Genomic DNA, 24,351 nt, shown 5'->3' with positions numbered 1-24,351 from the left:
GGTCCTCGGGCCGGGGGCGGGTCCTGACGACGCGGCCCTGTGCCTGGAGCAGCTGGGGGAGACGGCCGCCGCGCTCACCGGGTTCCGTGCGGTCCTGCCGTACTACGAGGGCGACCAGGCCCGTTCCTTCGACATCCGGCAGCGGATCGCGCTGCTCCTCGTGGCGGCCGGGGAGCACGCGGCCGGACAGGGCCAGCTCCAGCGGCTGCTGTTCGACGCGGAGCGGGCGTTCGGTCCCTATCACCCGCTTGCGACGGACTTGCGAAGGGTGTTGGGGCGTCAGCGTCGGCTGGGGCAGCGCTCCTGACGGAGCGCCAGAGTCACGACTCGACAACTGATCGGCCAATGGATCCTCGTGATCCTTTTTGTCTTCTTTGGTGCATGTAGCGTTCGCGTCTGATCATGTCCATATCCCCAAGGAATCCCTCATGACGACGCCGTCCGCGCCCCTCACCCCCGAGCAGCCCCTCGCTCCGGAGCAGCCCGCCCCCGCGAAGAAGGGCAGCCGCATCCTCAAGAAGGTCGGCGGTGTCGTCCTCGCGATCGCCATCGCCCTCGGCGTGAAGCTCGGTCTTCCCTACCTCACCGGCGACGCCCCCGTGCACGCCAAGGCCGGCGAGTGCGTCACCGTGACGGGCCCGGACAACGACCCCAAGGTCGACACCACGGACTGCTCCTCGGGCAAGGCCGACCTGTTCAAGGTCGTCAAGGTCATCGACAACACCTTCGACGTGAACAAGTGCGGCGCGGAGCTGTCGGCGCTCGCGCAGCAGCTGGAGTCGGACAAGTTCGTGCTGTGCCTGGAAGAGGTCCCCGCGAAGTAGTCCGCGCGCACCCGCACCGACGGGAAGGGCCGGAACCCCACGGGGGTTCCGGCCCTTCCCGCATGCCGGGCACGAGGTACCGGCCACGGGCCGCCGGGGGACCCGACGCCCGCCGGCTACGGACCGCCGACGGGCGTCGGGTCCGCCGGAGGCTCCGGACCGGCCGCGGGCGTCGGACCGGCGCCCGGGCGCGCGCCCGGCCGTGGGGGGACCGTCCCCGCCGCCGGCTCCGCCCCGGGCCGCGGCACCGCTCCCGGCCCCGGACCGTCCCCGGACGGCCGCACCGCCCCCGGCCGGGGCGTCGCTCCCGGTCCGGTGACCGAAGGGGCGACCGGAGACGGGGTGGGTGTCACCGCGGACCCGCTGACGCCCGGGGGCCGGGCGGGCGGTGCCGGGGTGGGGGAGACGGAACCGGCGGGCACCAGGAGGAGCAGGTACGCGGCCGCCACGGCCACCGCGGCGGCGACGGCCCCCAGCGAGGCGAAGGCGACTCCGCGCACCCGCCGCAGCCCCCAGCTCCGCCCCTCAGGGGGCTCGTCACGGCGCAGGTCCCGGTAGGTGACGAGGGCCGCGCGGGTCGCGAACGCGGCACGCAGCCGCTGCTCGGTGACGGTGCGGGGGTCCTCGGCGCGCGGGGTCATCGGCCTGCCTCCAGCTTCTTCTCCAGGGCGTCGAGCGCGCGGCTGGCGGTCGACTTCACCGTGCCGCGCGAGAGCCCGAGCGTCTGCGCGATCTGCGCCTCGGTCAGCTCCGACCAGTAGCGCAGGACGAGGACCTCGCGCTGGCGCCGCGTCAGTCGCGCCAGCGCGTCGAGCACGTGCCGGTGCTCCTCGGCGAGCAGCAGCCCCTCGTCGACGGGAGGCTCGGAGACCGGGTGGGGCGGGGTGTACGCGCGCGCGGTGCGGCGTCTGCGCAGGACGGACCGGGCGGCGTTGACCACGGCGGTGTGCAGATACGCGCCCGGGTCCTGGAGCCCGTGCAGGGAGGTGCCGTACGTCCGGCACACGGAGGCGAACGCGTCCTGGACGACGTCCTCTGCGGTGTGCAGATCGTCGACGAGGAACAGCGCGAGCCGCACCATGTCGAGTCGCCGGGCCCGGTACAGCTCGGTGAGCGTGGGCGGCGGCCCCTGGTCCTCCGGGGTGGCCACCGCACGCAGATGGCGTCCCCGTACGGTCCCGGGGGCGTCGTCGGCCCGGCTCCGGGTCCGGGGCGCACGGGCGAGCAGCCGGGCCCACCAGGGCGACGGCCGGTCCGGGTGTCCAGGGGCGGGCAGGGCTATGGCGTACGACAACTGCACGGTCCTCGATCCGTTGCGGGACGGAGGGGTGACCGGGCCGGACCCGCGCGAGCCCGGCCGGGCCACCCGCTCCTCGGTGCTACCGCGTACCGCTACTTCCGGACGCGGGGCGCGGCACCGGCCGGAGCCGGGGCGGGCGCGGGGACGGCCGACGGCTCGGCCGCCGGAGCCGGGGCGGGGGCGGGACGGGCCCCCGGGGCGTCGGCGGGCGCGGGCGCGGGTGCCGGCACGGCGGCCGGACCGGGCGTGCCGGGCGAGACGACCTTCGGGGCGACGCCCGGAGCCGGGGCGGCCACGGGCCTGGGCGCGGGGGCGGCCTTCGGAGCGACGGCCTTCGGAGCGACGGCCTTCGGGGCGGCGGCCGGGGCGGGGGCGGCGGACGGAGCCTCCGGGGCCGCGTCGGGAGCCGAGACCTTCGGCGCGGCCGGCGCGGGGCGCGGACCGGAGTCGGCGAGGGCCTGCGCGGCGAAGCCGCCGCCGCCGATGAGGAGCGCGGCACCGGTGAGGACACCCAGGATGCGGGGGCGGGGGCGGAAATTCCGCTTGGCGTGACTGGACATGGGGTTCTCCCGAGGAAGGGAACGGACAGGGTCGGATGGATCGGTGAAGGGCGCCTTCACACCACCAGACGTGCGTCACCCCACGAGGTTGCGACCGGGGACGGGAAAGTTTCCCGGCACCGTCGTCGTCCCGGCGCCGGGTGCGGGTGGCGTCGGGCCCGGCCCGGCGTCCGGCGTGGGCGGCTTCGTGCCCGGACCGCACCGGCCGACGGGGCGGGCGCGCCGGTGGCGTGCGAGCATGCCCGGGTGCGTGGACTGAGTGAGTTGACCGACGTCGAGGACCCGGCCTGGCCGGTCCTCGGCGAGAAGCTGCGGGCCGCGCCCGTGCCCGTCGAGGTGCTGGACGCCGACGCGACGCGGGGCGCTGCCGCGCTGCTGCGGACACAGGTGACCGTGCGGTCGTTCCTGGGGGCGTTCGTCCTCCACAGCGGCGGGGCGTTCGTGGACGACGGCTGGCTGCGGGTGTACGGCAGTCCGGCCGGCGACAACGACCGGCGGCTGCCGTCGCTCGCGCAGGTCAACGAGTTCCCCGCGGACGCGACGGCCGATCCGGCGTGGCGGCCCGACGGGGGGCTCGTGGTGGCCCATGACGTGCTCGGCGGGGTGTTCGTCCTCCGGGACGGGCCCGCGGAGCGGGCCGGGCTGCCGGGGCGGCCCGGCGAGATGGTGTACTTCGCGCCGGACTCGCTGAGCTGGGACGCGCTGGGGGCCGGCTACGGCGCCTGGCTGTCCTGGATGCTGTCCGGCGGCACGGAGGAGTTCTACGAGGGCCTGCGCTGGCCCGGCTGGCAGGACGAGGTCCGTCGGCTGGACGGCGACCGGGGCCTCACCGTCCACCCCCCGCTGTGGTCGGCCGAGGCCCACCAGGATCTGGCCGCGACGAGCCGCCGGGTCGTGACGATGGCGGAACTCCTGGATCTCGAGCGGGAGACGAGTGCCCGGCTCGACGAGCGCGACCCGGGTTTCCTGGGGGCCGTATGAGTGCGGCCGGGGGCCGCGGGGTGACCGCGCGTACGGTACGGACCTCCCGTCTCGACCTCGTCCCGCTCGCCGTCGCCCACGCGGAGGAGATGGCGCGGGTCCTGGCCGACCCCGCCCTGCACGCCTTCATCGGCGGCGCCCCGTCGGCCTTGCCCGAACTGCGGGCGCGGTACGAGCGGCTGGTGGCGGGCTCGCCGGACCCGGCGGCTGTCTGGGGCAACTGGGTGGTACGGCTCCGCGCCGAGGACCGGCTCACCGGGACCGTGCAGGCGACGGTCACGGAGGGCGGCCGGGTCGCGGAGGTCGCGTGGGTGACCGGCACGGAGTGGCAGGGGCGGGGCATCGCCCGGGAGGCGGCCGAGGGCCTGGTGGCCCTGCTCGTGGAGCAGGGCGCACGGACGATCGTGGCCCATGTCCACCCGGACCACGCGGCGTCGGCGGCGGTCGCCGCCGCGGCCGGCCTCACCCCCACGGACCGGGTGGAGGACGGCGAGATCCGCTGGGAGCGGCGGGTGCCCGGCCGCCCGTGAGCCGGCCGTGCGACGGTGCTCCCGTGACGCACCGGATCACGAGCGCGCCGGCCGGGCCCCCGCTCGCCCTCACGGGCCGGCGCCTCGGGCGCGGTCGGCGGGGCGCCGTCGTCACGGACCGAGCGGGGCCGGGCTGCCCGCCGCCCTCCGGCGGGTCCGGGTGCCGAGCCAGAGGGAGCCGGCGAGCAGCAGGGCGCCCGCGGCCCCGGCCGCCAGCCCCGCCCGCAGGCCCGGCGGGTGGAAGTCGCAGGTGACGGTCGTGGTTCCCGGGCGGATGGGTACGGCCAGCAGGCCGCCGTACGCATCCGCCTTCCCGCCCTGGCACCGCCAGCCCGCGATCCTCGGGGCGGCCACCACCGCCGTGCCCGTCGCGCCCGGCGGGAGCGTGGCCGTCAGACCGTCGGAGCGGACGTCGGTGCTCGTCGCCGCCCGGGCGCGGAGCCCCGCCACCGCCGCGCGCAGACGGTCGTGGTCCAGGCAGGCGATCTCGGCGGTGCCGCCGCGCGGGACGCGGGCCTTCTCCCCCTCCCGCGCCTGCGTGCCCAGTGAGGTCAGCGCCGCCTGCCGCTTCGGCCGGCCGCCGAGCAGCCGCGTCTCGTACGTGCCCAGGCGGGCGGGGCCCGTCGCGTCCGGGGCCCAGAGGAAGACCTCCGTGCCGACCCGGCACGCACCTCCCGCCCCCGGGGCCTCGTAGACCCGGGTGCCCAGCAGGAGTTCCTGGTTGCGGAAGGGGGACCTGCCGTACGACGGGGCCGGGCCCGGCGGCCGTACCGTCACCAGCGGCAGAGCCGACGGTTCCGCGCGGACGATCTCCCCGTCCCGCCACCGTGCCCCCACCCCGAACAGCGCGTCCGTCACCGGGTTGTCCAGGCTCAGCAGGTTCCGGCCCCGTGACGTCCAGCCGCCGCCCAGCGCGGTCAGCGTCTCCGTGAGGACCGCCGGCGTGTGACTGCTGTAGTACGCGGCGCCCTGGCCGCCCAGGAGCAGCGGATCGTTGCCCGCCACCCGGGGCAGCCCCGAGTCCGTGCGGTACGCGGGCCAGCCGTCCGCCGCCGCCAGGGCGTCCGCCCGCCGCCGCTGCTCGGCGCCCCACGGCGGGTAGTCGTCGAGCCGGACCAGCCGCTCCCGGTCGGCGTACGCGGTCGTCGCCGCCGCCTGGCCGACCACGGTGCCGGCCGCCAGGAGCGCGGCGAGGGCCCCGTACCGGCCGTGGCGCGGGAGGAGCAGCCCGCCCGCCACCGCGACCAGGCCCACGGCCGTGAGGACGAGTGCCCACGGGGTGAGGAAGGGGCTCGGGAGCGAGCCCAGGGACAGCGCCACCACCACGGCCGTCCCGCCGAGCAGCGCGCGGCGGGACGGGAGGCCGTGGGCGAAGCCGGTCCACGCGGCGAGGACGAGGACTCCGGAGAGGACGAAGGTCTGGCGGTACGGGCTGCCGTTCGGGGTGGCGAAGGCGTGCCACAGGAGGTGCGTCGGGCCCCACTGCATCGAGGCCAGGACCGCCGCGCACAGGCCCGCCCACAGCCACCGCTCGCGGCCGGGGATCTCGCGGCGGAAGAGCAGCGCGGCGACGAGCAGCAGCACCGCCGTGGAGACGAAGGCCGCCGGGGTCGAGAAGCTGTACGTGACGGGGAGCAGCCGGGCGAGGACGTCCGTGGCGGGTGCCGGGGCGAACTCCCGTACCAGGCCGGGGTGGGCGTGCCGCGAGCCGAGGAAGACGGGCACCAGGACGGGTGCCGCGAGGGCGATCCCGGTCGCGGTGGTCAGCCCGGCCCGCAGCAGCGCCCGGGCGGCACCGGGTCCCGGACGGCCCCCACCCGCACCGCGCGCCGCGCACGTACCGCCACCGGATGCCGCGTCCTGCGCCCGGCCCGCCGTCGCGAGTCGTACGGCCAGGACCAGCGCCGCCCCGAGCGTCGCCATGTACGCCGTGTAGAAGTTGGCCACCCAGCAGACCGCGACCACCAGCGGCCCGAGGAGCGGCCGCCTGCCCTCCCGCACCCACTCGCCCACCAGGCAGAGCAGCGGGAAGGCGATCAGGCCGTCCAGCCACATCGGGTTGTACGTGGCCTCCGTGAGCGACCAGCCGCAGAGCGCGTACGAGGCGCCGAGGACCGACGCCCACCACCAGGTGCCGGGGCCGAGGCGGCGCAGCAGGTACGTCATGGCCGCCGCCGCGACCGCCGTCTTCAGGACGGTGATCGCGTACACCGCGTACTCGATGTCCCCGCGCGGGAAGAGCGCGACCAGCGGCGCGAAGGGGCTGGACACGTAGGTGCCGTAGTCGGGGAGGAAGCTCGTGCCCCAGCCGGCCTGCCAGTCGAGCAGCGGACCGCCGTCCGCCCGGCCGTGCAGCAGGTCCCAGAGGTGCGCGTGGAACGGCACGAACTGGTTCGCGAGGTCGTTGACGGCCCGGTGGCGCGGCCCGAAGGGGAAGATCCGGGCGACGGCGTCGCCGCCGCAGACGGCGAGCACGGTGAGCAGCGCGGCGAGGAGCAGGGAGCGCGGGCCCTCGGCCGTGAGCCGGGCCGCGGTGCCCGCGGTGGCGGGCGTGGGGGCGGGGCGCGTGGTGCCCCGCGTTCGAGTGGCGTTCGGCATGACCCGTCGAATATGCCAGCGTCCGACCGGGAAATCCCTTCCCCGCGACCCCGTTCACGCAATGGTCGCCTGCACGCCATCCGTGGGGACCGGCCGGGACACCGGGCTTCGTTGTCGTGGGCGGCGTGCTGCTCTCGATCGTCGTACCGTGTTTCAACGAGGAAGACGTCCTCGCCCGTTTCCATGACCATGTGACCACCGAACTCGCCCGTCTGGACGGTGAGTTCGAGATCGTCTACGTGGACGACGGAAGCCGGGACGGGACGCTCCCGCTCCTCCAGGAGCTCGCCGCGCGCGACTCCCGCCACGTCCGCTACGTCTCCTTCAGCCGGAACTTCGGCAAGGAGGCGGCGATGCTGGCCGGCCTCCGCAACGCCGCCGGCGACGCCGTCGTGATCATGGACGCCGACCTCCAGCACCCGCCCGAGCTGGTGCACCGGATGGTCGCGCTGCACTCCGAGGGGTACGACCAGGTCGTCGCCCGCCGTACCCGCGAGGGCGACCGCGTCACCCGCACCCTGACCGCCCGCGTCTACTACTGGGCGATCAACCGGCTCGTCGACGTCGAGCTCGTCGACGGCGTCGGGGACTTCCGGCTCCTGTCGCGCCGTACCGTCGACGCGGTCCTGGGCCTCGGCGAGTACAACCGTTTCTCCAAGGGCCTCTTCTCCTGGGTCGGCTTCCGGACGACGACGTTCTCGTACGAGAACGCCGTCCGCGAGGAGGGCCGCTCGAAGTGGACCTTCGGCAAGCTCCTCAACTACGGCCTCGACGGCCTCCTGTCCTTCAACAACAAGCCGCTCAGGGCCGCCGTCCACCTCGGCTTCCTGCTCGTCCTCGTCGCCCTCGGCTACGCGGTCTGGATCGTCGGGGACGCGCTGGCCAACGGCGTCGACACCCCCGGTTACGTCACCCTCCTCGTCGCCGTCACCGCCCTCGCCGGGGTGCAGATGGTGATGGTCGGACTGATCGGCGAGTACGTCGGCCGCATCTACTACGAGGTCAAGCGACGGCCGCACTACCTGGTCAAGGAGACCCACGAAGGGACGTACGAAGGGACGTACGAAGGGGCGCGCGAGGGGGCGGAGAAGGGACCGGTACCGGCCGACACCCGGCGTGCGGGTGAGTCGTTGTGGGAAACAGTCGCACCGAAGTAGTGGCTCAGGCCCGGGCGACTCCCTAACATCGATCACCGCAAGGTCGTTCAACTGACGCACGACCAGCCCGGGAGGCTCCTTTGCACCGCCGCACTGCGCTCACCGTCTCCGCCGCACTGCTCGCCGCGGCCCCGCTGCTCACCGCCTGCGGCAGTGACGCCCACCCAGGAGCGGCGGCCGTCGTCGGCGGCGAGCGGATCGACGTCTCCAGCCTGCAGGCACAGGTGCAGGACGTACGCACCGCCCAGGAGCGCTCCCCGCAGGCCGCCCAGCTCGTCCAGGCCACCGGCGACCTGCCCCGCCGCAAGCTCAATGTCATGATCTTCGACCGGGTCGTCGACAAGGTCGCCGCGGACAACGGCGTCGGCGTCACCCGCGCCGAGCTCCAGCAGACCCGGACCTCGTTCGTCCGCGAGAGCGGCGGCGAGGACCGGCTCGCCGACGTCCTCCTCCAGGAGCAGGGCGTGGCGCCCGGCCAGATCGACGACGTCGTCCGCCGCAACGTCCTCATGAACAAGATCGCCGCCAAGCTGGGCGTCACGGACACCCCCGAGGGCCAGCGGAAGCTGACGGAGGTCTTCTCCGCCGCCTCCAAGTCCCTCGCCATCGACGTGAACCCGCGCTACGGCGCCTGGGACGACGCCCAGGTCAGGCTCGGCAACACCACCGCGCCCTGGCTGCGGCAGCTCACCCAGGACCCGGGCGCCGTCCCGGCCGGTGCGTGAGGCGGAGTAAGTTCAAGGGGTGACATCTGAGAGCCCCGGCCGCATCGTCCTGCTCACCGCCAGCCACCGCGTGGCACCCGGACTGCTGTCCTGGCCCGCCTGGCAGGCGCTGGGCGCCGCGGACCGGGTGCTCTGCCCCGACGAGCACCACCCCCAGCTCCCGTATCTGCGGGAGGCAGGGGTCGCCGTCGAGCACCTCCGGCCCACCGCCGAGGAGCTCGTCGAGGCGTGCGCCGGAGGCCGTACGGTCCTGCTGCTGCCCTCGGGCGAGGGTGACCGGGCGCTGACCGACGGCCTCGCCCGCCTCGCCGGCTCGGGCCGCCTCACGATGCCCGACCTGGAACTCCTGCCCGGCTCGTACGACCTGCCCGGCGCCCGGCTCCTCGACCTCGTGCAGATCATGGACCGCATCCGGCGGGAATGCCCGTGGTCCTCGCGGCAGACCCACAAGGAGCTCGTCAGGTACGGCATCGAGGAGGCGTACGAGCTCGTCGAGGCGATCGAGGACGGCGACCGGGACGCGCTGCGCGAGGAACTCGGGGACGTCCTGCTGCAGGTGATCTTCCACGCCCGGATCGCCGAGGAGGACCCGGACGACCCCTTCTCCGTGGACGATGTCGCCGGCGCGCTCGTCGAGAAGCTGATCCACCGGCACCCGCACGTCTTCGGGGACGCGACGGCGGAGACGCCGGAGGACGTCCGCGCCCACTGGCTGCGCACCAAGGCGATCGAGAAGCGGCGGGAGTCCGTGACGGACGGTGTGCCGCTGGGCCAGCCGGGGCTCGCGCTCGCCGCGAAGCTCGGCGGCCGGGCGCGCTCGGCGGGCCTCGACGTGGCCCTCCCGGCGGAGCGTGGCATCGGCTACGACCTGCTCGCCCTCGCGGTCCGCGCGGAGGCGGAGGGAGTGGACCCGGAGTCGGCGCTGCGGGCGGCTGCCCGGACGTACCGGGACGCGATCCGCGCGGCGGAGGGCGTGAAGGCGTAGGGACGCCTGCCCGTCCCGGGAGCGAGTGCGGTCGCTACAGCTCGCGCGGCACCCGGGCCCCGGGGTTGTGCCAGAGCGGGGGCGGTGGGCCCAGGAGGCGTTCCGCCGCGCTGTTCGGGCGGAACGTGAAGCGGCCCACCGGCTGGAGTGTGTCGTGGTGGATCCGGGCCGGGTCGGTGCCGAGCTCCACCAGCGCCTCGGCGACCTCCGTCAGGAAGCCGGGCGGGCCGGCGAGGTAGACGTCGTGCGAGGGCCAGTGGACGCAGGCCCGCAGCGCCTGGAGGAGCCGTTCGGTCGCCTGGTCCTTGCGGTGGCCCGGTGCCGAGGTGATGTAGGTGACGCTGAGTCCGCCGAGACGGCTCCTCAGCAGCTCCGCGTCCCGCCGGGCGTACAGGTACTCCTTCGCGCGCGCCACCACGAACAGCCTGCCCTTCAGTTCCGGCTCGGCCTCCGCCGCCTCGGACAGCAGCGCCCGCACCGGTGCCCAGCCCGTACCCGCGCATATATAGGTACGGAGCCCGCCCGGCTCCGTGCACGCGGTGAGGCCGCCGCCGGGCGCGCTCAGCCGCAGCGTCTCGCCGGGACCCGTCTCGTCGACCAGGGCCGTGCTCATCGCCCCGCCAGGGATCCGGCTCACATGGAGCTCGACCGTGCCGTCGGGGCGGGGCGCGTCCGCGAGGGAGTAGGTCCGCCAGACGCGCGGGACGCGCAGGGAGCTGACACTGACGTACTGCCCGGGAAGGAAGGGGAGGGGCTGCCGGGGCCGCAGGGTGAGGACGGCCAGATCCTCGCCGTACCGCTCGTGCCGGACGACGTCCGCGTCCCACCAGGCCGGCTCGCCGGCGCCGGCCGCCTCCTCGGCACCCGCCAGCATCAGATCGGCGACGTGTCCGTACGCCTCGGTCCAGGCCTTCTCGGCCTCCCGGCTCCAGGCGGCCCCGGCGGCGTGCGCGAAGGCGGCGAGCAGGCTCGACCCGACGGCGGCGTAGAGCGCGGGGGAGGCGAGGAACTTGCGGTGGTCGCGGCCCAGCTGTCCCAGGTACGCGGCGAGTCCCGGGGATTCCAGATGGGTCACCACATGGGTGAGCGCGGCGAAGAGCCGGTCCCGCTGGGGCTGCATGTCCTCGGGGAACAGTTCGCGCATGGCGGGGTTGTTCCAGAAAAGATGCGAGTAGAAGAAGGTGACGGCGTGTTCGGCCCGTCTCTCGACGACCGCGAACGTGCTTCTGAGCATCTGAGGATCCACCGACAAGAATCTAGGGCACCACCCCCTTCTTGATCACAGGATCCGACAGACCTCACCTTCCGGACCGCCCTGTACGGTCGGGGAGTGAGCACCACCCCCGGCGCCGGCCCCGCCCCCGAGCCCGCTTCCTGCCCCGTCACCGGCCCGGCCGGCGCGTCCGCGCCTCCCGCGCCCGAGCTCTTCACCTGGGAGTTCGCGAGCGACCCGTACCCCGCGTACGCCTGGCTCCGGGAGCACGCGCCCGTGCACCGGACGACGCTGCCCAGCGGGGTCGAGGCATGGCTGGTGACGCGGTACGGGGACGCCCGGCAGGCCCTCGCCGACCAGCGCCTCTCCAAGAACCCCGCGCACCACGACGAGTCCCCGCACGCCAAGGGCAAGACGGGCATTCCGGGCGAGCGCAAGGCCGAGCTGATGACGCATCTGCTCAACATCGACCCTCCGGACCACACCCGGCTGCGGCGGCTCGTCTCGAAGGCCTTCACCCCGCGCCGGGTCGCCGAGTTCACCCCGCGCGTACAGGAGTTGACCGACCGGCTCATCGACTCCTTCGTGGAGAAGGGGAGCGCGGACCTCATCCACGAGTTCGCCTTCCCGCTCCCCATCTACGCGATCTGCGACCTGCTCGGCGTGCCCGAGGAGGACCAGGACGACTTCCGCGACTGGGCCGGGATGATGATCCGGCACGGCGGCGGCCCGCGCGGCGGGGTCGCGCGGTCGGTGAAGAAGATGCGCGGCTACCTCGCCGAGCTGATCCACCGGAAGCGCGAAGGCCTGCGGCAAGAAGGGGCCGACGACCTCATCTCGGGGCTCATCAAGGCCTCCGACCACGGCGAGCACCTCACCGAGAACGAGGCCGCCGCCATGGCCTTCATCCTTCTCTTCGCCGGCTTCGAGACGACCGTCAACCTCATCGGCAACGGCATGTACCAGCTCCTGCGCCACCCCGCGCAGCGCGAGCTGCTCCAGGCCTCGGTGGTGGCGGGGGAGACCGGGCTCCTGGAGACCGGGATCGAGGAGCTGCTGCGGTACGACGGGCCGGTGGAGATGGCCACCTGGCGGTACGCGACCGAGCCGCTGACCCTCGGCGGGCAGGACATCCCGGCGGGCGATCCCGTCCTCGTGGTGCTCGCCGCCGCGGACCGGGATCCGGAGCGGTTCGACGGGCCGGACACCCTGGACCTGACCCGGCGCGACAACCAGCACCTCGGGTACGGGCACGGCATCCACTACTGCCTGGGCGCACCGCTCGCGCGGCTGGAGGGACAGACCGCGCTCGCGACCCTGCTGACCCGGCTGCCGGACCTGCGACTTGCCGCCGAACCGGAGGAACTGCGGTGGCGCGGAGGGCTCATCATGCGCGGATTGCGCACGCTTCCGGTGGAGTTCTCCCCTTCCGCACGACCTCCACGAAGTGATGAACCGTCAGAACTGTGATCTTCACGTGATCGCGAGTGCATCGACTTGTGATGAGCGTTCGAATAGGGCTACCTTCCCGGTCAGCTCGGTTCGTCAACTTGGTTGAGTAAGTCGGCCACGTTCGGCAACTCGGCTCGTCCACACAGTCGTCACGCGAAAGGCGCTCCTATGCGTTCCGGGAACGGACGTCACCGTCGCCCCCGTCAGGCCCCCGCAATCGTCGTCGCCGCGGGTGTGACCGGCTCCGCCATGGCACTGCCGCTGCTCGCCACCGGATCCGCCTCCGCGGCCGACGCGGCCACCTGGGACCGGGTCGCCGAGTGCGAGTCCGGCGGCCAGTGGAGTGCCAACTTCGGCAACGGCATGTACGGCGGACTCCAGTTCACCCAGGACAGCTGGGAGCGCAACGGCGGTCTGACCTACGCGCCCAGCCCCGACCTGGCCAGCCGCGCCCAGCAGATCGCGGTGGCCGAGAAGGCCCTCGCCAAGGGCTCCACCGAGTGGGCCACCTGCGCGCCGATCGCCGGTCTGACGAACGACGGCACGTCGCCGGGCGTGGACCCCGGCCCCGCGAGCGTCCCCAAGGCCCCCACGGGGCCTGTTCCCGAGTCGAACTGGACCACCGGTCTTCCCGGGACCTCCGAGGGGTCCTCGGAGGAGGCGAAGGGGTCCAAGGAGTTCAAGGAGGCGGAGAAGGCCACGGAGTCGGCTTCGCCCACCGCGCCCGTCTCGCCGACCGCTCCCGTCTCGCCGACCACCCCGACGAGCCCCTCCGTGTCGACCGACCCGGGCCACCCGACCGTGCCCACCACCCCCGGCGCGCCCGATGAGTCCCTTACGCCGGTTACGCCCGGTACGCCCACCGGGCCGGATGCCACCGCGCCGGGCGGCCCGACGGATGACACGTCGTCGGCCACTCCCGGAACCGGGAAGCACCGGGGCGATGCCGCTCCGGAGGAAACCGGCAAGCCGGACAGTTCTGCCGATTCCGGCAGACATGCTTCATCGGACAACAAGCTCACCGAAAACCCCCTGGAGGAGTCGTCGACTGACGCTCCGAAGGAATCGGACGCAACGGACAGTCAGGGCAAGTCGGGCGCTTACCTCGTGCAGCCGGGCGACAATCTGTCCGACATTGCACAGGAGAACGAACTCCCCGGAGGCTGGGCCGCCCTCTATGACGCCAACCGGCAGACGGTGGGCCTCGATCCGGACCTCATCCTCCCTGGTCAGGCCCTCGACCTGACGAACGGTTCGACCGCGTCGGCGAAGTGATTCGGGGGCGTATGTCCGGTTCTGGGCAAGTGAGACATGGGTCTCTTCGTCCCAACTGGCGTGTCACGCCCGCAAACTTTGCTTCTGTCACCTCTCACCTGCATAAACACCCCCCGCCGGAAGGCAAGTAGGGGCGATATTTCCGCAATACGCCTCTTTGAACTTCCGGTGGGTCTGTGTCTACGGTCATCACCGCTCGCCACCGCGGGCCCCGTCGACCGAAACGCCGAATCCTGCCGTCGGCCGATGGGAATTGTCGTCGCGTAAGCGCCGAAGGCAGGAGCGGGGGACCCAAGGTAAGTGCCGGCCCCGGCCGTTGAGACAGACGGCCGACGATCGGCTTGGGGTGAAGCCACGTGCTAGGACACGTGGCCGGGCAACTCATTGGCCCGAACCCGACAGCTCACCTCGTAGGCGTCGGTGAGGAGAATCTCCATGCTGTTTTCCGGCAAGGGCAAACACCGTCGTCCCTCCAAGGCGACCCAGGTCGTCACGCTCGTCGGCGTCACCGGCGTCGCCGTGGCCGCCCCGCTGATGACCGCGGGCACCGCCTCGGCCGCCTCGGTCTCCGAGTGGGACACCGTCGCCGCGTGCGAGTCCGGTGGCAACTGGTCCATCAACACGGGCAACGGCTACTACGGCGGCCTGCAGTTCTCGGCCTCCACCTGGGCCGCGTACGGCGGCACCGCCTACGCCTCGACCGCCGACCAGGCGTCGAAGTCCCAGCAGATCGCCGTCGCCGAGAAGGTCCTCGCGGGCCAGGGCAAGGGCGCCTGGCCGTCCTGTGGTGTGGGCCTCTCCGGCGCCTCGCCGAGCACCGGTGCCGTCGAGAGCGCGCCGAAGCAGAGCACCCAGCAGGAGCGGAAGGCCGAGCAGCCGACCACTCGCAGCGAGCAGCGCCAGGCCCCGAAGAAGGCCACGCAGCAGCAGGCCGCCCCGCAGGCCGCCGCGAAGAAGACCGTCACCACCCCGACCGGCAAGAAGGTCAAGAAGGGCGACGGCGAGTACAAGGTCGTCACCGGCGACACGCTCAGCAAGATCGCCCAGGCGCACGGCGTCAAGGGCGGCTGGGCCGAGCTCTTCGAGCTGAACAAGGGCGTCGTCGAGAACGCCGACCTGATCTACCCGGGCCAGCAGCTTCACCTGAAGTGAGCCCGGCGGTCCGCGTGAGTCCGGCGGCTCGCGCGGCCCCTCCGACCCTCCCGCGGTGACCACCCCGGCCCGACGCGCCCATCCCCCGTGCGCGTCGGGCCGGGGTTCCCCCGTTTCCGGGGGCGTACGGAGAGACAAGGGGAGGGGCCCGCGGCGGAACCGGACGGTCCACGTGGTTACCGGCCGGTAGATCTGAGGCCCTTCGTCCCGAGATGCCTGCCCTTGGGTCCTTTTTCGTCCCAGGGGGCGGGCGCCCGGCTGGCCGGAGCCCCCGAGCCGGTTAGGCTCTTGTCGCAAGGCCAAGCGACCCTGCACCGACCTTGCGTCACATCCAGCGTCACATCCCAAAAAGGAGATGCTCGTGCCGTCCATCGACGTCGTCGTAGCCCGGGAAATCCTGGACTCCCGAGGCAACCCCACGGTCGAGGTCGAGGTCGGCCTCGACGACGGCAGCACCGGTCGTGCTGCTGTTCCGTCCGGCGCCTCCACCGGTGCGTTCGAGGCCATCGAGCTTCGCGACGGTGACCCGAACCGCTACCTGGGCAAGGGTGTCGAGAAGGCCGTCCTCGCCGTCATCGAGCAGATCGGCCCGGAGCTCGTCGGCTACGACGCCACCGAGCAGCGCCTGATCGACCAGGCCATGTTCGACCTGGACGCCACCGAGAACAAGGGCTCCCTCGGCGCCAACGCCATCCTCGGTGTCTCCCTCGCCGTCGCGCACGCCGCGTCCGAGGCCTCGGACCTCCCGCTCTTCCGCTACCTCGGCGGCCCGAACGCGCACCTGCTGCCCGTTCCGATGATGAACATCCTCAACGGTGGGTCGCACGCCGACTCCAACGTGGACATCCAGGAGTTCATGATCGCCCCGATCGGCGCGGAGTCCTTCTCCGAGGCCCTCCGCTGGGGCGCCGAGATCTACCACACCCTCAAGGCCGTCCTGAAGCGCAAGGGCCTCTCCACCGGCCTCGGCGACGAGGGCGGCTTCGCGCCGAACCTCGAGTCGAACCGCGCCGCCCTCGACCTCATCGTCGAGGCCATCAAGGAGGCCGGCTACACCCCGGGCTCCGACGTCGCGCTCGCGCTCGACGTGGCCGCGTCCGAGTTCTACAAGGACGGCAAGTACGAGTTCGAGGGCAAGTCCCGCTCGGCCGCCGAGATGACCGAGTACTACGAGGAGCTCGTCTCCGCGTACCCGATGGTCTCCATCGAGGACCCGCTGTACGAGGACGACTGGGCCGGCTGGAAGGTCCTCACCGACAAGCTGGGCACCAAGGTCCAGATCGTCGGCGACGACCTCTTCGTCACCAACCCGGAGCGCCTGGCCCGCGGCATCGAGGAGGGCACCGCGAACGCCCTCCTGGTCAAGGTCAACCAGATCGGTTCGCTGACCGAGACCCTCGACGCCGTCGAACTCGCCCAGCGCAACGGCTTCAAGTGCATGATGTCCCACCGCTCCGGCGAGACCGAGGACGTCACCATCGCCGACCTCGCGGTCGCCGTGAACTGCGGCCAGATCAAGACCGGCGCCCCGGCCCGCTCGGACCGCGTCGCCAAGTACAACCAGCTGCTGCGCATCGAGGAGATCCTCGACGACGCCGCGGTCTACGCCGGCCGCAGCGCCTTCCCGCGCTTCAAGGGCTGATCAACGGCTGAGCCCCTCCGCAGGGCAGCTTCCGTACGTCCCCGTACTCGGTCCCGTACCGTGTGCGGGGACGTCCGCGTGAACAGGGGAGGCGACACGACATGGCCGCGAAGGACCGGGACCGGTTCTCCACCGCGACCCGGATCAGACTGCTCGGCGAGCAGACCGCCGCCCGTGTCTACCGCTCCCAGACCCGCCGCCAGGCCCGCCGCTCCCGGCTCACCGGCCGCGCGGCCTTCCTCGCCCTGGTCGTCTGCTCCCTCGTCGTGGCGCTCGCCTACCCGATGCGGAGCTACGTCTCCCAGCAGGGCGAGATCGCCGAGCAGGAGCGCAGGACCGCGGAGGCCGCCCGCCGGGTCGAGGAACTCAGGGACGAGAAGGCCCGCCTCCAGGACCCGGCCTACGTCCGCCGCCTCGCCCGCGAGCACCTCCACTACGTGCTGCCCGGCGAGACGGGCTTCACCGTGAACGACCCCGACGCGGAGCAACGGCCCCGCGGCGACCAGGGCGCGGCGGACCGCCCCTGGTACGACAACCTCTGGGACGGCGTCGACCACGCCGACCGCCCCTGACCCCTCCTCCGCACCAAGACGAGCAAGGCAGACATGGAAACGCCCCCTCCGCAGACCGAACGCACCGAGCCCACCGAGCGGGACATCGCCGCCTTCGAGCTCCAGCTCGGCCGCCCGCCCCGCGGCCTGCGCGCGATCGCGCACCGCTGCCCGTGCGGCAACCCGGACGTCGTCGAGACCGCGCCCCGGCTCCCCGACGGCACGCCGTTCCCGACCACGTACTACCTGACCTGCCCCCGGGCGGCCTCGGCCATCGGGACCCTGGAGGCCAACGGGGTCATGAAGGAGATGCAGGCCCGGCTCGCCACCGACCCGGAGCTCGCCGCCGCCTACCGGGCCGCGCACGAGGACTACATCGCGCGCCGTGACGCGATCGAGGTCCTGGAGGGCTTCCCGAGCGCCGGCGGCATGCCGGACCGCGTGAAGTGCCTGCACGTCCTCGTCGGCCACTCGCTGGCCGCCGGACCGGGCGTGAACCCGTTCGGCGACGAGGCGCTCGCGATGCTGCCGGAGTGGTGGGCCAAGGGCGCCTGCGTCACGCCGTGCGGGGACAAGGACGAGGAGAAGAAGGAGGGGGCCGCGTGACCCGGGTCGCCGGAATCGACTGCGGTACGAACTCCATCCGCCTCCTCGTCGCCGACGTCCACCCGGAGACGGGTGACCTGATCGAGCTGGACCGGCGGATGACGATCGTCCGGCTCGGGCAGGGCGTCGACAAGACCGGCCGGCTCGCCCCCGAGGCCCTGGAGCGGACCTTCGCCGCCTGCCGCGCGTACGCCGAGGTCATCAAGGAGCTCGGCGCCGAGAGGCTCCGCTTCGTCGCCACCTCCGCCTCCCGCGACGCCGAGAACCGCGCGGACTTCGTGAACGGGGTCGTGGAGATCCTCGGCGTCGAGCCCGAGGTGATCACCGGCGACCAGGAGGCCGCGTTCTCCTTCACCGGCGCCACCGGCGAGCTGCACGGCGACGACCGCCGTCTCGTCGTGGACATCGGCGGCGGCTCGACCGAGTTCGTGGTCGGCAACCGGCACGTCGAGGCCGCCCGCTCCGTCGACATCGGCTGCGTCCGGCTCACCGAGCGGCACGTCCGGAACGACCCGCCGACCGCCGGGGAGGCCGACGCGATCCGCGCCGACGTCCGGGCCGCGCTCGACCTGGCCGCGGAGACCGTCCCGATCGGCACCGCCGAGACCCTCGTCGGGCTCGCCGGATCGGTCACCACGGTCGCCGCCATCGCCCTCGGGCTCCCGGAGTACGACTCCGAGAAGATCCACCACGCCCGGATCTCCGCCGCCCAGGTCGCCGAGGTCACCGACCGGCTGCTCGCCTCCACGCACGCCGAGCGAGCCGCGATCCCCGTCATCCACCCCGGCCGGGTCGACGTGATCATCGCCGGCGCGATCGTCCTCAGGGAGATCGTCGAGCGGGTCGGGGCCCGCGAGGTCGTCGTCAGCGAGCACGACATCCTCGATGGGATCGCCCTATCCGTCGCATAGTGGGCACCTATCGACGCCCGCCGACGCCATGTCGCCGGGAAAGTTCGTGAAGTTCTTCACAAGGAAAAGGGCCCTGGTGGCGTCCGAGGGGGGTCTTTGGGCCCTCCGGGTGGCGCCCCAGGGCCCTTTCGCAGGCGCGGGGGCCGATCCGCTCGTTGTTTCCATCGTGTGAACGGGTGCCCTGGTTCAGCGTTAACGGAGGCTCTCCGGGCCAGTTCACAAGGGGTGAACAACGTTCGCCCATGCACCCCGGTTCCTTTGCAGCACCATGACATGGATCACGTGGGCGGCGGAGTGTAGCAGAGGTGTCCGGAGACCTTGTGAAGGGGCGCACGAGCACCCCCCTCAGGAGGGGTGGATACTCGATCTCATGAGCACCACGGAGCGTCCCAGGATCCTCGTAGTAGGCGGCGGGTACGTAGGCCTGTACGCAGCTCGGCGCATCCTCAAGAAGATGCGCTACGCGGAGGCGACCGTCACGGTCGTCGACCCGCGGTCGTACATGACCTACCAGCCCTTCCTCCCCGAAGCCGCCGCCGGCAGCATCTCGCCGCGCCACGTCGTCGTCCCGCTGCGACGCGTCGTGCGCGGAGCCGAGGTGCTCACCGGCCGGGTCACCACCATCGACCAGGACCGCAAGGTCGCCACGATCGCGCCGCTCGTCGGCGAGGCGTACGAGCTGCCTTTCGACTACCTCGTCATCGCGATGGGCGCCGTCTCCCGCACCTTCCCGATCCCCGGCCTCGCCGAGCAGGGCATCGGCATGAAGGGCATCGAGGAGGCCATCGGCCTGCGCAACCACGTCCTCGAGCAGCTCGACAAGGCTGACTCGACCACCGACGAGGAGGTCCGCCGCAAGGCGCTGACCTTCGTCTTCGTGGGCGGCGGCTTCGCCGGCGCGGAGACCATCGGCGAGGTCGAGGACCTGGCCCGGGACGCCGCGAAGTACTACCAGAACGTGTCGCGCGAGGACATGCGCTTCGTCCTGGTCGACGCGGCCGACAAGATCCTCCCCGAGGTGGGCCCCAAGCTCGGCCAGTACGGCAAGGAGCACCTGGAGAGCCGCGGGATCGAGATCTACCTCGAGACCTCCATGGACTCCTGCGTCGACGGCCACGTCGTGCTGAAGAACGGCCTCGAGGTCGACTCCAACACGATCGTGTGGACCGCCGGCGTGAAGCCGAACCCGGCGCTCTCCCGCTTCGGTCTGCCGCTCGGCCCCCGCGGCCACGTGGACTGCAACGAGAAGCTCCAGATCAACGGCCTCGACTACGCCTGGGCCGCGGGCGACAACGCCCAGGTCCCGGACATGGTCGGCCGCAAGGCGGGCAACCCGAACGCCTGGTGCCCGCCGAACGCCCAGCACGCCCTGCGCCAGGCCAAGGTCCTCGGCGACAACGTGGTGGCCGGCATGCGCGGCTTCCCGCAGGCCGAGTACAGCCACGCCAACAAGGGCGCCGTCGCCGGCCTCGGCCTGCACAAGGGCGTCGCGATGATCGTCATGGGCAAGGTGAAGATCAAGCTCAAGGGCCGTCTCGCCTGGTACATGCACCGTGGCTACCACGGCATGGCGATGCCGACCTGGAACCGCAAGATCCGCGTCTTCGCCGACTGGACCCTCGCGATGTTCCTCAAGCGCGAGGTGGTCTCCCTCGGCGCCATGGAGACGCCGCGCGAGGAGTTCTACGAGGCGGCCAAGCCCGCCCCCGCGCCGGCCGCCCCGGCGCAGGAGAAGGCCAAGGCCTCCTAAGCGGGACCAGCAGGACACGCAGGACCAAGCAGTACACGCGGTACCAGCAGTACACGCAAGGCCGTAAAAGGGCCGTCCGCCATCCGTGGTGCGGACGGCCCTTCGCGTGTTTTGCCGACTGATTGCGCTGTGCCGGGACTGCAAACGCCTACGGACGGTGTTCCCTTGGTGACGAGCATTTCTGGGGCACGAGATCACGGAGGTGTGCACCATGGCCGACGCCGCGTCGCGGCTGACGACTCTCGCCGAGGAGCTGCTGGGCGGACCGCTCCCGGTCCGGCTGCGAGCCTGGGACGGCAGTGAAGCCGGCCCGGTGGGCGGCCCCGTCCTGATCGTCCGCGATCGCCGCGCCCTGCGGAGGATGATCTGGAAACCCGGCGAACTGGGCCTGGCCCGCGCCTGGGTGGCCGGGGAGCTGGACGTCGAGGGAGACCTCTACGCGCTTCTGGACGGGCTATCGGGCCTGCTCTGGGACCGGGACGGGGACACCAGGGGCCTGCTCGCGTCCGCGCGCGACCCGCGGCTGCGCGCCGCCGCCGCGTCCCTGCTGAGACTGGCGGGTCCGCCGCTGCCGCCGCAGCCGCCGGCCGAGGAGATGCGCGGCCGCAGCGGCGGCCGGCACACCCGGCGCCGCGACAAGCAGGCGATCAGTCATCACTACGACGTGGGCAACGACTTCTACGAGCTGGTCCTCGGCCCGTCGATGGTCTACTCGTGCGCGTACTGGGCCTCCGACGGCCCCGACGCGACCCTGGAGGACGCCCAGCGCGACAAGCTGGACCTGATCGCCCGCAAGCTGAACCTGAAGGAGGGCGACCGGCTCCTCGACGTCGGCTGCGGATGGGGCTCCATGGCCCTCCACGCCGCCCGGGAGTACGGCGCCAGGGTCGTCGGCATCACCCTCTCCCGCGAGCAGGCCGCGTACGCCCGCAAGCGGATCGCCGACGAGGGCCTGACCGACCTGATCGAGATCCGCGTCCAGGACTACCGGGATGTCACGGACGGCCCGTACGACGCGATCTCCTCGATCGGCATGGCCGAGCACGTCGGCGCCGTCCGGTACCGGGAGTACGCCGACACCCTGTACGGGCTCCTCAGGCCCGGCGGACGGCTTCTCAACCACCAGATCTCACGGCGCCCCGAGCCCGACGAGGAGGCGTACGAGATCGACGCCTTCATCGACGCGTACGTCTTCCCCGACGGTGAACTCGCTCCCATGGGCCGCACGCTGAGCACCCTGGAGGACGCCGGCTTCGAGGTCAGGGACGTGGAGGCGATCCGCGAGCACTACGCCCTCACCCTGCGCCGCTGGGTGGCGAACCTGGAGCGGGACTGGGACCGGGCGGTCCGGTTCACCTCACCGGGCCGGGCGAGGATCTGGCGGCTCTACATGGCGGCCTCGGCCGTCTCCTTCGAGCGCAACCGGATCGGCGTGAACCAGTTCCTCGCCGTGAGGACCCCGGTGTCGGGGAGGAGCGGCACCGCGCTGCGCCCGCGCGTCTGGAACGAGAAGGCCTGACGCACGCCGAAGGGCCGGCCCCCTGGCGGGGGACCGGCCCTTTCCGTACGCGGTGTCCTACTCGGCCTTGATGGCGGCGAGCATGTTCAGCTTGGCCGCGCTGCGGGCCGGCCACAGGGAGGCGAGGACACCGACCAGGCCGGCCAGGACCAGGAAGATCCCGATCCGGTCCCAGGGCAGGACCAGGGCGTAGCCCGGGATCTGCTCCCTGATGGTCTCGCCGATCGCCCAGCCGAGGAACGAGCCGAGGCCGATGCCGACGATCGCGCCGAACACCGAGATGACCACGGCCTCCAGACGGACCATCCGCTTCACCCGGCGCCGGTCGAGACCGATCGCCCGGAGCATGCCGATCTCCTGCTGGCGTTCGAAGACGGACATCGCGAGGGTGTTGACGACGCCGAGGACCGCGATGATCAGGGCCATGCCGAGCAGGCCGTACATGATGTTGAGCATCAGGTTGATGGGGCCGCCGAAGGAGTCGCGGATGCCCTTGTGGTCCATCACCGTGATGTCGGGGTTGTCGCCCATCGCCTTCGCCAGCGCCCGCTCGTTGGCCGCGCTCGCGCCGCCCTCGGTCGAGACGAAGATCTGACGGATCTCCGCCCGCTCCTCGTGCGCGGTGACCAGCTTGTGGTCGATCAGGACCGGCGAGACGAACTCGTTGGGCTCGAAGACCGCGCCGACCGTCAGCTTGGCCTTCCCCTTGTCGAGGAACTCGACCGGGACGGTGTCGCCGACCTTGAGGCCGCGCTTCGTGGCGGTCTTCTCGTCGACGGCGATCCCGCCCTTGCCGAGGGAGGACAGCGAGCCGTTCACCACGGTGAGCTTGAGGACCTTGCCGATGTCGCCGGGGGTGACGCCGGAGGCCGAGACGTACGAGCCCTTGATCTCCAGCGCGCCCGCCTGCTGCGGGGAGATCGCCGTGACGCCCGGAGCCTTCTCCAGGGCGGTCAGCGCCTCCGGGCTCAGGCTGTTGCCGCTGGCCATCGTGACCATGTAGTCGGCCTTGATCTGGTCGGTCGTGGCCTTGTCGAGGGCCGTGCCGACCGTGGCGCCGAGCACCGAGAGGCCGGTGACCAGGGTCAGACCGATGGCGAGGGCGGAGGCCGTGGCGCCGGTGCGGCGCGGGTTGCGGACCGCGTTGAGGCCGGCGAGCTTGCCGGAGACCCCGAAGAGGTTCACGAAGACCGGGCGGATCAGGGCGATCACGGGCCGGGACAGGAACGGGATGAGCACGATCACGCCGATGAGGGCGAGGAAGGCACCGCCCGCGATGAGCATGCGGCCGTCGTCGCCGCCCTGGCCCGCGCCGAGCACGATCAGGACCGCCCCGAGCGCGGCGAACGCGGCGCCGATGGAGTTCCGCACGACGAGCGACTTGGTGCTCGCGGTGGCGTGGACGCTGCTCATGGCGGCGACCGGCGGGATCTTCGCGGCGCGGCGGCCGGGCAGCCAGGCGGCCAGCATCGTGATGAGGACACCGACGGCGAAGGCGCTGACCGCCGGGGTGGCGGTGAGGACCAGGCCGCCGCCGGGGACCTTCATCTCGAAGGCGCTCATGGCCGAGCGGAGCGAGACGGCCAGGCCGATGCCGAGCACGTATCCGACGGCGGAGGCGACCACGCCGACCAGCGCGGCCTCGGCGAGGACGGAGCGGGTGATCTGCTTGCGCGAGGCGCCGACGGCGCGCATCAGGGCCAGTTCCTTGGTGCGCTGCGCGACCAGCATGGTGAAGGTGTTGGAGATCAGGAAGATCCCGACGAAGAGCGCGATGCCCGCGAAGCCGAGGAGCACCTGGTTGAGCGCGCCGAGACCGGCCTCGATGTCCTTGGCCTGCTGCTCGGCGAGGGCCTCGCCGGTCTGCGCGGTGGCCGCCTTCGGGACGACCTTCAGGACCTCGTCGAGGAGCTTCTCGTCGTCCGTGCCGGGCGTGGCGCTCACGGCCAGGTCCTGGAAGTAACCGGGCTTGAGGTAGAGCTTCTGGGCGACGGCGGTGTCGAAGACGACGAGGCTGCCGCCGGCGTTCACGGCGCCGTCCTCGGTGGTGAAGACGCCGGAGAGCTCGTACTCCTTCACCGGGCCCGTGGTGGCGACGCGGACGGTGTCGCCGACCTTGTAGCCGCCCTTGTCCGCGGTGTCCTTGTCGAGCGCGACCTGGCCGGCCGAGGCCGGGCCGTTCCCGGAGGTGAAGGCGTAGGCGCGGTCCTTGCCGTCCTTGCCGGGGGCGAAGTTGGTGCCCTTGTTGGACCAGCCGACGCCGATCAGCTTGCCGTTCCGGTCGGGCACGCCGGCGAAGCCGTCGACGCGGGGGGTGACGGAGGCGACCCCGTCGAGCTTCGCGACCTTGTCGACGTCCTGCTGGGAGAGGCCGGGGGCCTTCCGGGCCTCCTCGGCGGACGGGTACATCTCGACGGCGACGGCGACGTCGTCGTAGCTCTTGGCCGACTGGTTGCGGAAGGCCTGGCCGAGGGTGTCGGTGAAGACGAGGGTGCCGGAGACGAAGGCCACGCCGAGCATCACGGCGAGGACGGTCATCAGCAGTCTCGCCTTGTGCGCGAGGACGTTGCGCAGGGCGGTACGGAACATGGGTGTGTCCTGGAGTCCTGGAGGAAGGGTT

The 24,351-nt window shown here is 72.4% G+C and carries 21 protein-coding genes, 1 pseudogene and 1 riboswitch; of the genes and pseudogenes, 16 read left to right on the top strand and 6 right to left on the bottom strand.

Translation table 11 applies throughout. The annotated features are described in order from the left end of the window. Positions 1 to 28: 28 nt before the first annotated feature. Positions 29 to 307, top strand: a pseudogene (locus OG392_RS15075) (serine/threonine protein kinase); the annotation flags it as partial. A gap of 121 nt (positions 308 to 428) precedes the next feature. Further along, entirely contained in the window at positions 429 to 824 is a 396-nt protein-coding gene (locus tag OG392_RS15070; RefSeq protein WP_329279549.1) for an LppU/SCO3897 family protein, read from the top strand. Between the two features lie 116 nt (positions 825 to 940). On the opposite strand, the gene OG392_RS15065 is transcribed toward OG392_RS15070, so the two are convergent. The 3 genes from OG392_RS15065 to OG392_RS15055 all read right to left on the bottom strand — a co-directional run bounded on the left by OG392_RS15065 (position 941) and on the right by OG392_RS15055 (position 2,684). Beyond that, complete coding sequence (locus OG392_RS15065; protein ID WP_329279548.1) at positions 941 to 1,465, bottom strand: hypothetical protein; 525 nt, start codon at positions 1,463 to 1,465, stop codon at positions 941 to 943. After that, positions 1,462 to 2,124, bottom strand: a complete 663-nt coding sequence (locus OG392_RS15060) for an RNA polymerase sigma factor (protein WP_329279546.1) — start codon at positions 2,122 to 2,124, stop codon at positions 1,462 to 1,464. Before OG392_RS15060 ends, OG392_RS15065 begins: the two co-directional genes overlap by 4 nt. Before the next feature lie 92 nt (positions 2,125 to 2,216). Further along, on the bottom strand, positions 2,217 to 2,684 hold the full coding sequence (locus OG392_RS15055; protein WP_329279544.1) for a hypothetical protein: 468 nt from the start codon (positions 2,682 to 2,684) through the stop codon (positions 2,217 to 2,219). 246 nt (positions 2,685 to 2,930) lie between these two features. Between OG392_RS15055 and OG392_RS15050 the strand changes: the two genes are divergently transcribed. Together OG392_RS15050 and OG392_RS15045 are read left to right on the top strand one after the other, a co-directional pair. After that, on the top strand, positions 2,931 to 3,665 hold the full coding sequence (locus tag OG392_RS15050) for a DUF2625 domain-containing protein (RefSeq protein WP_329279542.1): 735 nt from the start codon (positions 2,931 to 2,933) through the stop codon (positions 3,663 to 3,665). Beyond that, positions 3,662 to 4,195, top strand: a complete 534-nt coding sequence (locus OG392_RS15045) for a GNAT family N-acetyltransferase (protein WP_329279540.1) — start codon at positions 3,662 to 3,664, stop codon at positions 4,193 to 4,195. Before OG392_RS15050 ends, OG392_RS15045 begins: the two co-directional genes overlap by 4 nt. Positions 4,196 to 4,306: 111 nt before the next feature. Here OG392_RS15045 and OG392_RS15040 read toward each other — a convergent pair whose 3' ends face one another. Next, positions 4,307 to 6,793 (bottom strand): YfhO family protein, encoded by a 2,487-nt coding sequence (locus tag OG392_RS15040; protein WP_329279538.1) that lies wholly within the window; start codon positions 6,791 to 6,793, stop codon positions 4,307 to 4,309. Positions 6,794 to 6,918: 125 nt separating this feature from the next. On the opposite strand from OG392_RS15040, the gene OG392_RS15035 reads away from it, so the two are divergent. The 3 genes from OG392_RS15035 to OG392_RS15025 all read left to right on the top strand — a co-directional run bounded on the left by OG392_RS15035 (position 6,919) and on the right by OG392_RS15025 (position 9,660). Next, complete coding sequence (locus tag OG392_RS15035) at positions 6,919 to 7,950, top strand: glycosyltransferase family 2 protein (RefSeq protein WP_329279536.1); 1,032 nt, start codon at positions 6,919 to 6,921, stop codon at positions 7,948 to 7,950. Between the two features lie 80 nt (positions 7,951 to 8,030). After that, positions 8,031 to 8,675 (top strand): SurA N-terminal domain-containing protein, encoded by a 645-nt coding sequence (locus OG392_RS15030; RefSeq protein ID WP_329279534.1) that lies wholly within the window; start codon positions 8,031 to 8,033, stop codon positions 8,673 to 8,675. A 19-nt stretch (positions 8,676 to 8,694) separates the two neighbouring features. Continuing rightward, positions 8,695 to 9,660, top strand: a complete 966-nt coding sequence (locus OG392_RS15025; RefSeq protein ID WP_329279532.1) for a nucleoside triphosphate pyrophosphohydrolase — start codon at positions 8,695 to 8,697, stop codon at positions 9,658 to 9,660. Positions 9,661 to 9,694: 34 nt separating this feature from the next. On the opposite strand, the gene OG392_RS15020 is transcribed toward OG392_RS15025, so the two are convergent. Continuing rightward, positions 9,695 to 10,894: a globin domain-containing protein gene (locus OG392_RS15020; protein WP_329279530.1), complete on the bottom strand. Its 1,200-nt coding sequence runs from the start codon at positions 10,892 to 10,894 to the stop codon at positions 9,695 to 9,697. Positions 10,895 to 10,990: 96 nt separating this feature from the next. Between OG392_RS15020 and OG392_RS15015 the strand changes: the two genes are divergently transcribed. From OG392_RS15015 to OG392_RS14975, 9 genes are all read left to right on the top strand, one after another. Continuing rightward, positions 10,991 to 12,343, top strand: coding sequence for a cytochrome P450 family protein (locus OG392_RS15015; RefSeq protein ID WP_329279528.1), 1,353 nt, complete (start codon positions 10,991 to 10,993; stop codon positions 12,341 to 12,343). Positions 12,344 to 12,559: 216 nt separating this feature from the next. Further along, a complete protein-coding gene (locus OG392_RS15010) occupies positions 12,560 to 13,600 on the top strand; it encodes a LysM peptidoglycan-binding domain-containing protein (RefSeq protein ID WP_329279526.1) in 1,041 nt (346 codons plus the stop codon). Positions 13,601 to 13,858: 258 nt separating this feature from the next. Beyond that, positions 13,859 to 14,032, top strand: a riboswitch (cyclic di-AMP (ydaO/yuaA leader). A 3-nt stretch (positions 14,033 to 14,035) separates the two neighbouring features. After that, positions 14,036 to 14,752 (top strand): transglycosylase family protein, encoded by a 717-nt coding sequence (locus tag OG392_RS15005; RefSeq protein WP_329279524.1) that lies wholly within the window; start codon positions 14,036 to 14,038, stop codon positions 14,750 to 14,752. A gap of 355 nt (positions 14,753 to 15,107) precedes the next feature. Then, positions 15,108 to 16,394, top strand: coding sequence for a phosphopyruvate hydratase (gene eno, locus OG392_RS15000; protein WP_015034101.1), 1,287 nt, complete (start codon positions 15,108 to 15,110; stop codon positions 16,392 to 16,394). A 101-nt stretch (positions 16,395 to 16,495) separates the two neighbouring features. Continuing rightward, a complete protein-coding gene (locus tag OG392_RS14995) occupies positions 16,496 to 16,966 on the top strand; it encodes an FtsB family cell division protein (RefSeq protein ID WP_329279521.1) in 471 nt (156 codons plus the stop codon). Positions 16,967 to 16,999: 33 nt separating this feature from the next. Beyond that, positions 17,000 to 17,551, top strand: a complete 552-nt coding sequence (locus tag OG392_RS14990) for a DUF501 domain-containing protein (RefSeq protein ID WP_329279519.1) — start codon at positions 17,000 to 17,002, stop codon at positions 17,549 to 17,551. Next, entirely contained in the window at positions 17,548 to 18,462 is a 915-nt protein-coding gene (locus OG392_RS14985) for a Ppx/GppA phosphatase family protein (protein WP_329279517.1), read from the top strand. Before OG392_RS14990 ends, OG392_RS14985 begins: the two co-directional genes overlap by 4 nt. A gap of 370 nt (positions 18,463 to 18,832) precedes the next feature. Further along, positions 18,833 to 20,212 (top strand): NAD(P)/FAD-dependent oxidoreductase, encoded by a 1,380-nt coding sequence (locus OG392_RS14980; protein WP_329279515.1) that lies wholly within the window; start codon positions 18,833 to 18,835, stop codon positions 20,210 to 20,212. 211 nt (positions 20,213 to 20,423) lie between these two features. Next, entirely contained in the window at positions 20,424 to 21,731 is a 1,308-nt protein-coding gene (locus OG392_RS14975) for a cyclopropane-fatty-acyl-phospholipid synthase family protein (RefSeq protein WP_329279513.1), read from the top strand. A 57-nt stretch (positions 21,732 to 21,788) separates the two neighbouring features. On the opposite strand, the gene OG392_RS14970 is transcribed toward OG392_RS14975, so the two are convergent. Further along, positions 21,789 to 24,320 (bottom strand): ABC transporter permease, encoded by a 2,532-nt coding sequence (locus OG392_RS14970; protein WP_329279511.1) that lies wholly within the window; start codon positions 24,318 to 24,320, stop codon positions 21,789 to 21,791. Between the last annotated feature and the right edge of the window lie 31 nt (positions 24,321 to 24,351).

Origin of the sequence: Streptomyces sp. NBC_00691, assembly GCF_036226665.1 — a bacterium.
Lineage (GTDB): Bacteria > Actinomycetota > Actinomycetes > Streptomycetales > Streptomycetaceae > Streptomyces.
The sequence above is the reverse complement of the archived record's forward strand: the minus strand, read 5'-3'. Positions and strand labels throughout refer to the sequence as shown.